This window comes from Geodermatophilaceae bacterium NBWT11, assembly GCA_014218215.1.
In the GTDB taxonomy this organism is placed as follows: domain Bacteria; phylum Actinomycetota; class Actinomycetes; order Mycobacteriales; family Geodermatophilaceae; genus Klenkia.
Map to the genome: position 1 here is coordinate 3,724,444 of CP043652.1, position 14,465 is coordinate 3,738,908.

At 75.6% G+C, this 14,465-nt stretch carries 13 protein-coding genes; 9 read left to right on the forward strand and 4 right to left on the reverse strand.

The features are described from left to right. Positions 1-15: 15 nt before the first annotated feature. The gene (locus F1C76_18120; protein QNG38228.1) at positions 16-300 is read right to left on the reverse strand and encodes an Lrp/AsnC family transcriptional regulator; all 285 of its coding nucleotides are present in this window, start codon (positions 298-300) and stop codon (positions 16-18) included. Continuing rightward, on the reverse strand, positions 297-2,237 hold the full coding sequence (locus F1C76_18125) for a DEDD exonuclease domain-containing protein (protein ID QNG38229.1): 1,941 nt from the start codon (positions 2,235-2,237) through the stop codon (positions 297-299). The genes F1C76_18120 and F1C76_18125 overlap by 4 nt, the downstream gene beginning before the upstream one ends. On the opposite strand from F1C76_18125, the gene F1C76_18130 reads away from it, so the two are divergent. The 5 genes from F1C76_18130 (at position 2,223) to F1C76_18150 (ending at position 8,405) form a co-directional block, all read left to right on the forward strand. Beyond that, a complete protein-coding gene (locus F1C76_18130) occupies positions 2,223-4,031 on the forward strand; it encodes a D-alanyl-D-alanine carboxypeptidase (GenBank protein QNG38230.1) in 1,809 nt (602 codons plus the stop codon). The two genes, F1C76_18125 and F1C76_18130, sit on opposite strands and share 15 nt — an antisense overlap. 100 nt (positions 4,032-4,131) lie before the next feature. Continuing rightward, positions 4,132-4,476: a hypothetical protein gene (locus F1C76_18135; protein ID QNG38231.1), complete on the forward strand. Its 345-nt coding sequence runs from the start codon at positions 4,132-4,134 to the stop codon at positions 4,474-4,476. Positions 4,477-4,976: 500 nt separating this feature from the next. Further along, on the forward strand, positions 4,977-5,990 hold the full coding sequence (locus F1C76_18140; GenBank protein QNG39356.1) for an NlpC/P60 family protein: 1,014 nt from the start codon (positions 4,977-4,979) through the stop codon (positions 5,988-5,990). Between the two features lie 49 nt (positions 5,991-6,039). Further along, positions 6,040-7,275, forward strand: coding sequence for a M48 family metallopeptidase (locus F1C76_18145; GenBank protein ID QNG38232.1), 1,236 nt, complete (start codon positions 6,040-6,042; stop codon positions 7,273-7,275). Continuing rightward, on the forward strand, positions 7,272-8,405 hold the full coding sequence (locus tag F1C76_18150) for a glycosyltransferase family 4 protein (GenBank protein QNG38233.1): 1,134 nt from the start codon (positions 7,272-7,274) through the stop codon (positions 8,403-8,405). The genes F1C76_18145 and F1C76_18150 overlap by 4 nt, the downstream gene beginning before the upstream one ends. Here F1C76_18150 and F1C76_18155 read toward each other — a convergent pair. Then, positions 8,390-10,186, reverse strand: a complete 1,797-nt coding sequence (locus F1C76_18155) for a long-chain fatty acid--CoA ligase (protein QNG38234.1) — start codon at positions 10,184-10,186, stop codon at positions 8,390-8,392. The two genes, F1C76_18150 and F1C76_18155, sit on opposite strands and share 16 nt — an antisense overlap. Before the next feature lie 167 nt (positions 10,187-10,353). Here F1C76_18155 and F1C76_18160 point away from each other — a divergent pair, with 167 nt between their 5' ends. From F1C76_18160 to F1C76_18175, 4 genes are read left to right on the forward strand one after another with little or no spacing between them, the layout of a single operon-like run. Beyond that, positions 10,354-10,785 (forward strand): SRPBCC family protein, encoded by a 432-nt coding sequence (locus F1C76_18160; GenBank protein ID QNG38235.1) that lies wholly within the window; start codon positions 10,354-10,356, stop codon positions 10,783-10,785. Positions 10,786-10,792: 7 nt separating this feature from the next. Continuing rightward, positions 10,793-11,914 carry an ion transporter gene (locus F1C76_18165; protein QNG38236.1) on the forward strand — a complete coding sequence of 374 codons (1,122 nt, stop codon included), beginning with the start codon at positions 10,793-10,795 and terminating at the stop codon, positions 11,912-11,914. Continuing rightward, complete coding sequence (locus F1C76_18170) at positions 11,911-12,234, forward strand: hypothetical protein (GenBank protein QNG38237.1); 324 nt, start codon at positions 11,911-11,913, stop codon at positions 12,232-12,234. Before F1C76_18165 ends, F1C76_18170 begins: the two co-directional genes overlap by 4 nt. Beyond that, positions 12,234-13,217 (forward strand): ROK family protein, encoded by a 984-nt coding sequence (locus F1C76_18175; protein ID QNG38238.1) that lies wholly within the window; start codon positions 12,234-12,236, stop codon positions 13,215-13,217. The genes F1C76_18170 and F1C76_18175 overlap by 1 nt, the downstream gene beginning before the upstream one ends. A gap of 4 nt (positions 13,218-13,221) precedes the next feature. Here the strand turns inward: F1C76_18175 and F1C76_18180 are convergent, their stop codons facing one another. Beyond that, complete coding sequence (locus tag F1C76_18180; GenBank protein ID QNG38239.1) at positions 13,222-14,451, reverse strand: TIGR00300 family protein; 1,230 nt, start codon at positions 14,449-14,451, stop codon at positions 13,222-13,224. Positions 14,452-14,465: the final 14 nt, after the last annotated feature.

Below are 14,465 nucleotides of genomic sequence, written 5' to 3' on the forward strand. Positions count from 1 at the left end.
TCGGGCCCGGGAGGGTCAGGAGCCCTCGAGGCCCAGGGAGAAGGCCGACTCCAGGTCGTGCTTGGAGTAGGCCCGGAAGGCGATGTGGGTGGCGGTGTCGATGACGCCGGGCACCTTGTTGATCCGCCCGGCCACGACCTCGGCGACCTCCTCGAACTCCCGGACGCGGACCAGGGCGACCAGGTCGACGTCCCCGGCCACGGAGTAGACCTCGCTGACGCCCTCGAGGTCGGCGATCGCTGCGGCGACCTCGCCGATGGAGTCGGTGGCTGCGTCGATCATGACGATGGCGGTGATCACACCCGGGAGGCTAGCGCCGCCCGACGGCGCGGACCGGGCTCACCGGCCCGGACCCGTTCGGGCCGGGCCCGGGTGCCCAGGCTGCGGCCGTCGGCGAACGGGTCGCGGGCCCCGCGGCCGGCGTCGACCCGCTCCAGGAACGAGCTGAAGGCGCCGGTACCGGGCAACGGGCTGGCCAGCGTGCCGGTGACCTCGACCAGGCGGGTCCCGGGCTTCTCCAGCCACCGCAGCACCAGCTCGGTCTCGTCGACGGTGGCGGCGAGCTCGCCGTCCGGGCCGACCGGCGTCTCGGCGGTGACCTTGAGCGAGGCCAGGTGGTCGCGGACCGAGGTGCCGCGCTCGGCGACGCCGGCGGCCACGAGCCGACCGCGGCGGACCACCGCCAGCGCCCAGCCGCCCGCGCCGTCGGGGCGGGCCAGGGACAACTCGGTGACCCCGGCCAGCAGCTCCAGTCGTTGACGGCGGCGCACCGCCCGGACCAACACGGCCACCCGGTCGCGCAGCACCGCGGCGTCCTCGAAGCGGCCCTCGCCGGCCAGCCGCTCGACCCGCTCCAGCAGCGGCGAGCACAACCGGACCGGGTCCGAGGCCACGGCGGCGGCGAAGACCTCGGCCACCGAGGCGTACTCCTCCCGCGACTGGGCGCCGGTGCAGGGGGCGCCGCAGCGGCCCATGTCGGCCAGTGCGCAGGCGGTGCCCTGCGGGCGTACGGCCAGCCTGCCGCTGCACTGCCGGATGGGCAGCGCCTCGTGGACGGCGGCGACGGCGGCATCGGCGGCCCGCCGGTCGGGGAAGGGGCCCAGGAACACCCCGGCGCCGGGCCGGACCCGGCGGACCACCGACAGCCGCGGGAACGGCTCGTCGGTCAACCGCACCCACAGCGCCCGTTCGGGGAACCGGGACCTCTTGTTGTAGCGGGGCTTGTGCTCGGCGATCAGCCGGAGCTCGCGGACCGAGGCCTCCAGGTCGTGCGCGCAGGGCAGGGCCTCCACCCGCTGGGCCAGCCCGACCATCTCGGTCATCCGGGTGCGTTGCTCCCCGGCGGAGAAGTAGCTGCGCACCCGGGAGCGCAGGTCGGTCGACGTCCCCACGTAGAGCGGCTCGTCGCGGGGACCGCGGAAGACGTAGACCCCGGGGCCGTGCGGCACGTGCGCGCCCAGGTGGCGCTTCTTGCGGCGCTGCGGGTCGACCTGCCGGGTGAGCCCGGTGAGCTCCTCCAGCGAGGTCACCCCCAGGGGGCCCAGCCGCTCGAAGAGCCCGTGCAGAACGTCCACGGTGGCCTGGGCGTCGTCCAGCGCGCGGTGCGTGGGCGTGGTGCGGGCGGAGAAGAACGGCGCCAGGGTGCCCAGCTTGCAGTTGGGCACCTCGTCGCGGGTGAGCAGCCGCCGCGCCAGCACCGCGGTGTCCACCGAGGCGAACGCCGGCCAGGCCAGCCCCGACGCCGCGCACGCCGCCCGGAGGAAGCCCAGGTCGAAGGGGGCGTTGTGGGCCACGAGCACGGTGCCCCGGGCGAACTCCAGGAAGTGCGGCAGCACGCTGTCGATCCGGGGGGCGGCGGCCACCATCATCGAGGTGATGCCGGTGAGCACGCTGATGTAGGGCGGGATGTCGCGGCCGGGGTCGACCAGGGTCTGGAACTCCCCGACGACCTCCCCGGCCCGGACCTTGACCGCGCCGATCTCGGTGATCGCGTCGGTGTGCGCGGAACCGCCGGTGGTCTCCAGGTCGACGACCACGAAGGTCACCTCGACGAGCGGGGTGCCCAGGTCGTCGATCGACACCTGCTCGAAGCGACGCGGGAGCACGGGCTGGGGGAGGAGTGGACCGGGCACGTCGCGGACGCTAGGTCGGGGGTCCGACAGTCCTGGCCCCGACGCGCCGTCGGGTCGAACACACGTGCGGGTGAGGTGCACCCTCCCCGCGTGCGTGGCGGGCATCACCCCGGCACCGTCTGCTCGTTGTGCCCGGAGGTCGACGACGCCGTCGCCGCGGGTGAGCAGGAGGTGGACGGGGTGCGAGGTCGTCGGGTGTCCTCGGTGCTGGTCGTCGGGACGGTGCTCGCCGGGCTCGGCCTGGGCGCCCCCACCGCCACGGCGGCCCCCAGCTCGCAGCCCGGTGGCACCACCGGTGTCCTGGACAGTGCCGAGCTCACCGACCTGCAGACCCGGGCCGCCGAGGTGCAGGGCGACCTGCAGGAACGCCAGGCCGCCGTGGCCGCCGCGCAGACCGAGCTCGCCCGGGCCCAGCAGACCGCGGACGCCGCCGCGACCCGGGTGGCCGCTGCCGAGACGGCCCTGGCGACCGAGCAGGTCGCCGTCGGCCGCTACGCCGCGGCCGTCTACCGGGACGGCGGTGCCCCGACGGCGCTCTCCCTGTTGCTGTCGGGCAGCGACCCCGGCGACGTCGTGGCGGCCATGGGCTACCTGGACCTCGTCGACGACGCCGCCGACGACGTGCTCACCGCGGCTGCGGCCCAGCGGCAGGCGGCGCTGGCCGAGCAGGCAGCCGCCGACCAGGCCCTGGCCGGCAGTGCGGCGCAGGCCGACCAGGTCGCGGCCCAGGTGGGCGAGCTGGAGGCCGCGGCGTCGGCGGTGACCGCGGACCTGGACCGGGCGCTGGGCGCGGTGGACCGCCAGCTGGCGCAGCTGCAGGCCGGACAGGTCGAGGTCAACGCCCGGACGGCGGCCAACTGGCAGGCCTACGTCGACTCGCTCACCGCGGCGGGGGTCGCCCTGCCGGCGGCGGCCGCGCTGCGGGACCCGGCGGTCGGCCTGCCGGCGGGGCTCGTGCCGGTGGGCGGTTCGACCGGGGCGGCCCAGCCCGGGGCCGCGCAGCTGCCCCGCCAGCCCAGCTCGCTGCTGGTGCTGCCGGCCGAGACGGTCGCTGCGGTCAGCACCGCGATGGGCGCTCTCGGCCTGCCCTACGCGCCGGGCACGGCGGGCCCGGCGTCCTACGACTGCGGGTCTCTCGTCCAGGCCTCCTACGCCGCCGGCGGGATCGCGCTGCCGGCGACGCAGGGCGAGTTGTTCGCCACGACCACGCCGGTGGCCACGGCCGACGTGCTGCCCGGCGACCTGGTCTTCCTGGGGACGGCGGAGTCCGGTCTGGGCCACGTGGGGATCGCCCTGGACCCGCAGACCATGCTCGCCGCCGACGGACGGGCCGGTGCCGTGGTGGTCCGCTCGGTGCCCGTCGACCAGCTGCTCGGGATCGGCCGACCCAGCCTGCCGCCCCGGGCGGCGGTCGCCGTGCCGGGCACCACTGCCGGTGCGCTGCCGGTGGAGTGCGGCAACTCCCTCTACCCGGCCAGCTACGACGGCAGCCGGTCGTGGGGCGGCTACCCCAACGGGCTGATCCCGCTCTCGGCGCTGTGTCCCCTGGGCGTGGCCGGCCACGCGCTGCGGTGTGACGCCGCGGCGGCCTGGCGGGCCCTGTCGGCGGCCTTCGCCGGCCGGTTCGGCAGCCCGCTGTGCATCACCGACTCCTACCGCGGCTACGCCGCGCAGGTGACGCTCTACGGGCAGAAGCCGGCGCTGGCGGCGGTGCCCGGCACGAGCAACCACGGGTGGGGCCTGGCGGTCGACCTGTGCGGCGGCGTCGAGTCCTACGGGACGGCGCAGTACGCCTGGATGGTGGGCAACGCCGGGCGCTTCGGCTTCGTGCACCCGACCTGGGCCGACCAGGGCAACGGCCGCGAGGAGCCCTGGCACTGGGAGTTCGCCGGGACCTGAGCGGGCGGGTGTGCACCTGCGCACCCGGAAATGTCGGTGGGGACACCTAGCGTCCGCGGCGACGGACCGACCGGTCCCGCGACCGCCGCCAGGAGGCACCGTGCTCATCGACTGCGACACCTGCACCGTCCGAGGCCAGGGGTGCGACGACTGCGTCGTCACCGTGCTGCTCGGGGCCCCGCCGGGGTGGCGGGGGAGCGACCCGACCGTGGTGCCGATGACCCGGCGGCCGGCGGTGGGCCACCCCCGGGAGGACGTGGTGGCCGACCTGGGCAGCGCCTGGGTGTCCGGGCCGACCGACACGCCCGGCGGGTCCGGTTCTCCCGCCCTCGGGGTGGTCGTGGAGCTCGACGACGTGGAGCGTCGCGCGGTCCGGGCGTTGGCAGAGGTTGGACTGGTCCCGCCACTGCGGCACCAACCCCCGACGAGGCGCGAGGTCGGCTGAGTGGGGGCGCGCCGCGCTCCCGTCGCGCCGGGCAGAACGTGCCGAAGGAGAGCGGTCCGAACTGGCACCTCCTGTGCGTTCGGGATCCGGATCGACCTCTCCACGGAGGCCCCCGGCGTCGATACGGTGGGGTCGTCCGGTCGGCTGGACGTCGCCCCACCGGGTGACACCGACCGGTCACCGCCGAACTGCCCACCCTCCGGGGCGGGCGGACCGGGGACCCACCGCAGCACTGGGGTGAGTTCTCCGCGGGTGCCACGAACGGTGGTGCGTGCGGGGATAGGGCGTCGTCTTCCTGCCCGAACCCGTCAGCTAACCCGGTAGGCGGTCGAGGAGGATGAGGAGCACGCGCACACGTGTCGTCCCACCGCACCGCCCGAGGACCGATCCCGTCCTCGACCACCCGCCCGCACACCCCCGCGGCATTGATCGTCCCGGCGCTCCCCGACCTGCCGACCGGTCCGCGGCGCACCCGGCTCTCCGGTCGCCTCGGCCGCGGGATGCTGCTCGGCGCCGTCGCCGGGCTGACCCTCACCGTCCTGCCGGGGACCGCCTACGCGGCGCCGGGTGACCCGGGCACCGCTGCCACCGGGTCCACCGGGTCCACCACGGAGGCCACCACCCCCGAGCAGGCCACCGCACTGGTCGCCGAGGCCAACCACCAGCTCGAGGTCGTCACCGAGCAGGTCAACGACGCGCAGGTGCAGCTCGCCGACCACCAGGCCGCCGCAGCCTCCGCCGCGCAGGCCGTCACCGCCGCGCAGACCCAGTTGGCCACGCTCAGCACCCAGCTCGACACGGTCGCCCGCAGTGCGTACACGACCAACCCCTCCAGCTTCAGCGCGCTGATGACCAGCAGCTCACCCGAGGACTTCCTGGCCCAGGTCAGCACCCTGGACGTCATCGCCGGGCACACCAACGACCTGGTCACCCAGGTCGCCGCGGCCGGCCGCACCGCGACCGAGGCGCAGACCGCCGCCGACCAGGCCGCCGCCACCGCGCAGCAGGCCCTGGACACCGTCACCGCCCAGCAGGCCGACCTGCAGGAGCAGATCGCGGCCTACCAGGCGCAGTACGCGGCCCTGACCGCCGCGCAGCAGCAGGTCGTCGTGACCGCGCACAGCGGCCCCGAGGTGGAGGCACCGGCGACCGTGGTCGCCGACGGCGCCGCGGCGCAGACGATCGTGGACACCGCGATGGCCCAGCGCGGCGACCCCTACGTGTGGGGTGCCGGCGGCCCGAACAGCTTCGACTGCTCCGGCCTGACGTCCTACGCCTACGCCGCCGCCGGCATCTCCCTGCCGCACTCCAGCGCGGCCCAGGCGCGGATGGGCAGCCCGGTCGCCCGCGGGGACCTGCAGCCCGGTGACCTCGTGTACTTCTACAGCCCGGTCAGCCACATCGGGATCTACATCGGCAACGGGATGATGGTGCACGCCCCGACCTCCGGCGACGTGGTCAAGGTCGGCAGCGTGGACATGTCCGGCTACGCAGGGGCGCGCCGGCTCGTCTGAGGCGCGGCACCGACGGGGACGCACAGCCGGGCTTCCTAGGATCACCGGCGTGGGTCCCCGTCGTCGTGCCCTGCTCACCGCTGCCGTCCTCGGCGTCGCCCTGGTGGTGGTGCTGTGGGTGCGGATCCCGTGGGCGGCCACCCCCGAGGTCACCGACCCCACCGGCGGGCTGACCGCCGACCAGCTCTCCCGGGCCGACGCCTTCGTCGGGGCCCTGCGGCCGGCGTCGCTGGCGAACCTGGCGCTGGGCCTGCTCGTCGCCGGGGTCCTGGGTCTGACCCCGCTGGGCGCCCGGCTGGTCACCGCCGTGGCGCGCCCGCTCGGCGGCGGCTGGGTGTGGCGGGTGCTCCTGGGCACCGTGGCGCTGACCGTGGTGGGCCGGCTGGTCTCCCTCCCGCTGTCGGCCTACGGCGAGGTGGTCCGGCACCGGTACGGCCTGTCCACCCGCAGCTGGCCGCTGTGGGCCCGGGACGTCGCGGTGGACACCGGGATCACCGCGGGACTCACCGCGCTCGGCATGCTGCTGCTGGTCGGGCTCGCCCGCCGGGCGCCCCGCACCTGGTGGGCCTGGGCCGGGGCGGGTGCGGCCGGGCTGGTCGTGGCCGGGTCGTTCCTCTACCCGGTCGTCATCGAGCCGGCGTTCAACTCCTTCACCCCGTTGCCGGCCTCCCAACTGCGCACCGACCTGCTCGACCTGGCCGAGCAGTCCGGCTCCCCGGTGCAGGACGTGCTGGTCGCCGATGCCAGCCGGCGCACCACCGCGCTCAACGCCTACGTCTCCGGGTTCGGCTCGACGCGACGGATCGTCGTCTACGACACCCTGCTCACCGAGCTCCCCGACGCCGAGATCGAGTCCATCGCCGCGCACGAGCTGGGCCACGTGGCCACCGACGACGTGCTCACCGGCACCCTGGTCGGCGCCCTGGGGGCCGGGGCCGGGGTGGCGCTGCTCGGCTGGCTGCTCGGCTCGGCCCCGCTGCTGCGCCGGGCCGGTGCCGACGGGCCGGGTGACCCCCGGGTGGTGCCGCTGGTGCTGTTCCTCGTGGCGGCCGCGACCCTGCTGTCGACGCCGGTGCAGAACGGGGTGTCGCGCCAGCTGGAGGCCCGCGCCGACCAGCACGCGCTGGACCTCACCGACGACCCGGCCGCCTTCGAGGACGTGATGCGCCGGCTGGCGGTCGCCAACCTCAACCAGCCCGACCCGCCGGCGGCCTGGCAGTGGTTCTTCGGCTCGCACCCCACCACCGCCCAGCGGGTCGCCGCGGCCCAGGACTGGCGTCCGTGACCCGGGTGCTGGTCGTCACCAACGACTTCCCGCCCCGGCAGGGCGGCATCCAGACGTTCGTGGCCGCGCTGCTGGACCGGCTGCCGGCCGCGGACCTGGTGGTGCTGGCCTCCACGTCCCCCGGGGCCGCCGAGCACGACGCCACGCTGCCCTACCGGGTGGTCCGGATGCCCACGGCGATGCTGCTCCCCACCCGCGGCGCGGCCCGGGCGGCACAACGGCTGGCCCGGGAGCACCGGGCGGAGACCGTGGTCTTCGGCGCCGCGGCACCGCTCGGGCTGCTCGCCCCGGGGCTGCGCCGGGCCGGGGTGCGCCGGCTGGTCGGGATCACCCACGGGCACGAGACCGGGTGGGTGAGGCTCCCCGTCGCCCGCCGGCTGCTGCAGCGGATCGCCGGTGGACTCGACGTGCTCACCTACATCTCCCGGTACACCCACGACCGGCTCGCCCCCGCCGTCGGCAGCCGGACGACGATGGCCCAGCTGTCCCCGGGCGTCGACGTCGAGCTGTTCCACCCCGGGGTGGACGGCGCCGGCGTGCGGGCCCAGCACGGGCTGGGGGACGCCCCGGTGGTGGTCTGCGTGTCCCGGCTGGTGCCCCGCAAGGGCCAGGACGTGCTGGTCGAGGGCTGGCCGCAGGTGCTCGCCCGGCACCCCCGCGCCCGGCTCCTGCTCGTCGGCGGCGGACCGTCGGAGGAGCGGTTCCGCCGGGCGGTGGCCGACGCCGGGCTGGGGGACTCCGTCGTCCTCACCGGGGGCGTGCCGGCGGCCCGGCTGCCGGCGTACTACGCAGCAGGCGACGTGTTCGCCATGCCCTGCCGCACCCGCCGTGGCGGGCTGGACGTCGAGGGCCTGGGCATGGTCTTCCTCGAGGCCGCCGCGTGCGGCCTGCCGGTGGTGGCCGGCACCTCGGGGGGTGCCCCCGAGGCGGTGCAGGAGGGCGTCACCGGGCACGTCGTGGACCCCCGGTCGGCGTCCACGGTGGCCGCGACGATCGCCGACCTGCTCGACGACCCGGCCCGGGCCGCGGCGATGGGCGCCGCGGGCCGGGCCTGGGTCGAGCAGCGCTGGTCCTGGACGACGATCGCCCAGGACCTCACGCGGCTGCTCTCGACTCAGCCCTTGGCGTAGAGCTCCTCGACCTCGGCCGAGTACTCCTTCAGCACCACGTTCCGCTTGAGCTTCAGGCTCGGGGTGAGCGTCCCGTTGGTCTCGGTGAAGTCGATGTCGAGCACCCGGAACTTGCGGATGCTCTCGGCGTGCGAGACCGCCTTGTTCGCCTCGGCGACGGCCTCGTCCAGGGCCGCGAGCACGTCGGGGTCGTCCCGCAGCTGGGCCACGGTGAGCGAGGTGTCCTTGCCCCGGGCCTTCAGCCAGCCGGGCAGGGCCTCCTCGTCGAGGGTGACCAGGGCGGCGATGAACGGCTTCTGGTCCCCGACCACGATGCACTGGCTGACCAGCGGGTGGGCGCGCAGCCGGTCCTCCAGCACCGCGGGGGCGACGTTCTTGCCGCCCGCGGTCACCAGGATCTCCTTCTTGCGCCCGGTGATCTTCAGGAAGCCCTCGCTGTCGAGCTCACCGATGTCCCCGGTGTGGAACCAGCCGTCGGCGTCGATGGCCTCGGCGGTGGCCTCCTCGTTCTTCCAGTAGCCGCGCATGACGATCCCGCCACGCAGCAGCACCTCGCCGTCCTCGGCGATGGCGGCGTCGGTGCCGGGCAGCGGGCGACCGACGGTGCCCATCCGGAAGGCCGCGTCGTGGTTGACCGCGGCCGCCGCGGTGGTCTCGGTGAGCCCGTAGCCCTCGAAGACGGTGACGCCGATGCCGCGGAAGAAGTGGCCCAGCCGCTCGCCGAGCGGCGCGCCGCCGGAGATGGCGCCCACGCAGTTGCCACCGAGCGCGGCCCGCAGCTTGCCGTAGACCAGCTTGTCGAAGACCCCGTGTGCCAGCTTCAGCTTCAGCGACGGGCCGCCGGTGTCCTGTGCGCGGGACCAGTCGATCGCCGTCTGCGCGGCCTTGTCGAAGACCTTGCCCTTGCCGCCGTCGTCGGCCGTGGCCTTGGCGGTGTTGTAGACCTTCTCGAACACCCGCGGGACGGCGAGGACGAACGTGGGCTGGAACCGGCCGAGGTCGCCGACCAGGTCCTTGACGTCGGGGGTGTGCCCCAGCACGGTGCGGGTCTTGATCGCCCCGACCTGCAGCACCCGGGCCAGCACGTGGGCCAGCGGGATGAACAGCAGCAGCGAGCCGTCCGTGTTCATGAACCGGCCCAGCAGCGTCATGCCGTTGCCGATCTCGAACAGGAAGTTCGCGTGCGTGAGCTCGCAGCCCTTGGGCCGGCCGGTCGTGCCCGAGGTGTAGATCAGGGTGGCCAGGCTGTCCGGGGACAGCGTGGCCCGGCGGGCGGCCAGCTCGCTGTCGGGCACCTCGTCGCCGGCGGCGGACAACGTGCCCAGCGCGTCGTCGTCGATCACCCAGACCGGGCCGAGCTCGGGGGCCTGGTCTCGGACGGAGTCCACCGAGGCGGCGTGCTCCCCGCTCTCCACGACCACCGCGCGGGCCCCGGAGTCGGCCAGGATCCAGGCGATCTGGTCGGGGGAGGAGGTCTCGTAGACCGGGACGACGACGGCGCCCGCGGTCCAGATCGCGAAGTCCAGGACCGTCCACTCGTAGCGGGTCCGGGCCAGCAGGGCGACCCGGTCACCGGCCTCGACCCCGCCGGCGACCAGGCCCTTGGCCACCGCCTGGACCTGCGCGGCGAACTCGGCGTGGGTCACGTCGACCCACCGGTCACCGACCTGACGGCGCAGCCCGACGCGGGAGCCCGCCTCGGCGGCGTTGGCCGTCACCATGTCGGGCAGTGCCTCGTCGGGGCCCACCGTGTAGGTGGGGGGAACGCTCAGCTCGCGCACGCCGGTCCTCTCCTCCCCGCGTGGCGGCGGCGTCGTCGCCGTACCGTCTGCGGACGCGGGATCGTGGCTCCCCAACCTACCGGCTGGGGGCTACCGGTGAGTAGGTGACCTGGGGCAACGAGTCCTGCCCCGCTGGTGGGAGGGGGTCCCCGCGTACCCTCCCGCGCATGGCCGACCAGTCCACCCAGTCGATCGTCGTCGACGCCCCGGCGTCCGACGTGATGGCCGTGATCGCCGACTTCCCCGCCTACCCGCAGTGGGTCGCCGCCGCCCGAACCGTCGAGGTGCTGGGCGCCGACGCCGACGGCCGCGCCGAGCAGGTGCACTTCGTGCTCGACGCCGGCGCGGTCTCCGACGACTACGTGCTCGCCTACACCTGGGACGGCGACCGGCAGGTGCGCTGGACCCTCGTGCAGGGCCAGATGCAGAAGCGCCAGGACGGCAGCTACACCCTCGTCGAGACCGACGGACGCACCGAGGTCACGTACGCGATCACGATCGACCTCTCCATCCCGATGATCGGCATGATCAAGCGCAAGGCCGAGAAGGTCATCCTCGACACCGCGCTCAAGGAGCTCAAGAAGCGCGTCGAGGCCTGACCCGGCGGTGCGCACCCTCCTCGTGACCGGCCCCGGCGGGGCCGGCACCTCCACCGTCGCCGCGGCCACCGCGCTGGCCGCCCAGGACGCCGGCCACCGGGTCGCGCTGCTGAGCACGGCCACGCCGGCCGTCCCCGGGCTCCCGGTGACGGTGGTCGACGGGCAGCGGGCGCTCGCGGAGGCGTGGTCCTCGCACGCCGGGGAGCTGGCCGCACTGGCCCCGCTGCTGACGCTGCCCCCGGCCACGTCGGTCGTCGCCGTCCCCGGCGTGAGCGAGGTGGCCGTGCTGGTCGCCCTGGGCCGGGTGGCCGCGGCGGGGGAGACCGACCTGGTGGTGCTCGACGTCGGTCCGCTGCCCGCCGCGCTGGGGCTGCTCGCGCTGCCGGAGACGGTCCGCTGGTGGCTGGCCCAGGCGGCCCCGCCCCGGCTGCGGGTGCTCGCCCAGGTGCGGACGACGGTCGCCCGCGGGCGCCCCGGCGCGCTGGAGGCCGCGCTCGCCGCGGTCGGGGCGCTGGAGGAACTGCTGCACCTGTTGCCCACCGGGTCCGACGTCCACCTGGTGCACGCCCCCGAGCCCGGGGCGGCCGGCACCGTCCGCCGCGCCGCCACCGCGCTGGGCCTGCTGGGCCACCCGGTCGCCTCGGTGACGCTGTCCCGGGTGCTGCCGGCCGGCACGGGGGAGTGGTCGGCCCGCCGCGCTGCGCAGACCGACGACGTCCGGACGGCGCTGGCCGCCACCGGGCTGCCGCTGCGCGAGGTCGCCGAGGCCGCCCTGGCCCCCCGGGACGGCACCGCCCTGCGGGCCCTGCAGGCCGGGGTGGACACCACGCCGTCCGCCCCGCTGCCGGCGTCCGGACCGGTCCCCGACGACGGCGACTGGCTGCTCGCCCTACCGCTGCCCTTCGCCGAGAAGGGCGCCGTCTCGCTGACCCGGTGGGAGGACGACCTGGTGGTCGACGCGGCCGGGGTGCGCCGGTCGATCCCGCTGGACTCCCTGTTGCGCCGCTGCACCGTGGTCTCCGGCAGGGTCACCGACCCGGGCACACCCGGGGCCGCGCTGACCGTGCGCTTCACCCCCGACCCGGCCCAGTGGCCCACCGCGCTGCTCACCCGGGGCGGGCGCGGGTGACCGCGCCCCCGCCGGACTGGGCGGCCACCCTGCGTGCCCTGGCCGACGGCGCCACCCGGCTGCTCACCGGCATCGCCGGGGAGGACGCCGGCGCGGACCACCCGGGCGCCGAGTGCCGCAGCTGCCCGGTCTGCACCGCGCTGGCCGTGCTCCGCGGCCGTCGTCCCGACCTGTCCGTGGCCCTGGCCGACGTGCTCACCGCCGCGGCCGCCGCGCTGCGGGAGCAGGCCGGCACCCCCGAACCGACCGACCCACCCGAGGAGACCGTGCCTGCCACCCCGCCGCCGCCCGCCCCCGTCCAGCACGTCGAGGTGGCCTGATGACCGCTCCCGAGCAGCTGCCGGCCCTGGGCATCGACATCGGCGGCACCAAGGTCGCCGGCGGCGTGGTGCTGCCCGACGGCACCATCACCGCCACTGCGCGCCGGGCGACCCCCGGGAAGTCGGTCGAGGCCACCGAGGACGCGATCGCCGCCGTCGTCGACGAGCTGGCCGAACGGCACGGCGGGCCGCTGGTCGGCGTCGGCGTCGGGGCGGCCGGGTGGTTCGACCGCACCGGGGACACCGTGCTCTTCAGCCCGCACCTGGCCTGGCGCAACCAGCCGTTGCGCGCCGACCTCGGGGCCCGGCTGCAGCGCCCGCTCTGGGTGGGCAACGACGCCGACGCCGCGGCGTGGGCGGAGTACCGCTACGGCGCGGCCCGCGGCTCGGACCTGGCGCTGGTCATCACCCTGGGCACCGGCATCGGCGGCGGCATGGTCATCGACGGCCGGCTGCAGCGCGGGGCGCACGGGGTGGCCGGCGAGTGGGGCCACATGCGGGTGGTGCCCGACGGCCGGCTCTGCGCGTGCGGCAACCGCGGCTGCTGGGAGCAGTACGCCTCGGGCAACGCGCTGGGCCAGACCGCCCGCGAGGTGGCCAGCAGCTCCCCGGCCGCCGCCGCCCTGCTGCTGGACCGGGTGGGCGGCCGCGCCGAGCGGCTCACCGGTGAGGACGTCGCCACCGCCGCGGCCGCGGGTGACCCGCTGGCCCTGGAGCTGCTCGCCGAGGTGGGCACCTGGCTGGGGCAGGGGATCGCCGACCTCGCCGCGGTGCTCGACCCGGGCGTCGTCGTCATCGGCGGCGGGGTGAGCGTGCTGGGGGAGATGGTGCTGGGCCCGGCGCGCGCTCGGCTGGAGCGGGCCCTGCCCGGTCGCGGCTTCCGCCCCGGACCCCGGGTGGTGGCCGCCGAGCTCGGCGCCCAGGCCGGCCTGGTGGGTGCTGCCGACCTGGTGCGCCGCGCGGTCGCCGAGGGCGAGGCCTAGCCGCTCAGCACAGCTCGCGGGCCAGCTGCTCGAGGAACAGGCCGATGTCGGTGACGATGCCGACGGCCTGGGCCGAGCCGCGGTCGGCCAGCTTGGTCACCGTGGCCGGGTTGATGTCCACGCAGACCAGCGGGATCGAGGCCGGCAGCAGGTTCCCGGTGGCGATCGAGTGCAGCATCGTGGCGACCATGATCGTGAAGCCCACGCCGGGGAGCTGGGCGCGCATCGCGCGCTGACCGTCGATGACGTCGGTGACCACGTCGGGCAGCGGGCCGTCGTCGCGCACCGAGCCGACCAGCACGAACGGCTTCCCGGCCCGCACCATCGCGTGCATGACGCCGCCGGTCAGCACCCCAGACCCCACGGCCGCGGCGATCGAGCCCTCGGCGCGGATGGTGTTGATCGCCCGGATGTGGTGCTCGTGGCCGTGCGGGACGCCGGAGCCCTTCGCCAGGTCGACGCCGAGGGAGGTGCCGTACAGCGAGGACTCGATGTCGTGGGTGGCCAGCGCGTTGCCGGCGAAGAGGACGTCGACGTAGCCGGCCTCGACCAGCCGCACCATCGCCGGGGCCGCCCCGGTGTGCACCACGGCCGGGCCCCCGACCCACAGCACCTTCTCCCCGCGCTCCTTGACCTCGCGCATGGTGGCTGCGATCTGGCGCACCAGGACCGCCTGCGGCTTCTCGCTCGAGGCCGCCGAGGACATGAAGCCGAAGTCGTCGCCGGCCTCGCGGGCGGCCTGCTGCGGCAGCTCCACCCGCACCCCGGCCGCACCGCACACCACGGCGTCCCCGGCGCGCACGTCGCTCACCGGCACGGTGTCCACGACGGTCTGGCCGTCCTCGACCGACACGACCAGCCCGCAGTCCATCTCCGGGCGGCGCACCCGCAGCCAGGTGGCGTCCAACCGGACCAAGGTCTCCAGGTTGGTGGTCGAGTAGAACGTCGCCGGGAAGACCCCGTCCCGGGGGGCGGGCTCGGTGGTCGCCGTCCCCGGGTCGACGGCGTTGGCGCCGTGCACCTGGATGCGCATGAGGATCCGCTCGAGCTGCTCGGCGGTGTCGGCGGTGACCTCGACCAGCGCCCGGGACTCGTCGGCGTGCTGGCGGCCGAGGTCCAGGCTCTGGATGCGGTGGTCCCCGCCGTACTCCAGGACGTCGTCCAGCACCCGGGCCAGGATGCCGGTGTCCATCAGGTGGCCGGACAGCGCGACCGTCGTCGTCTGGGAGCTCATGCCCGCAGACGCTA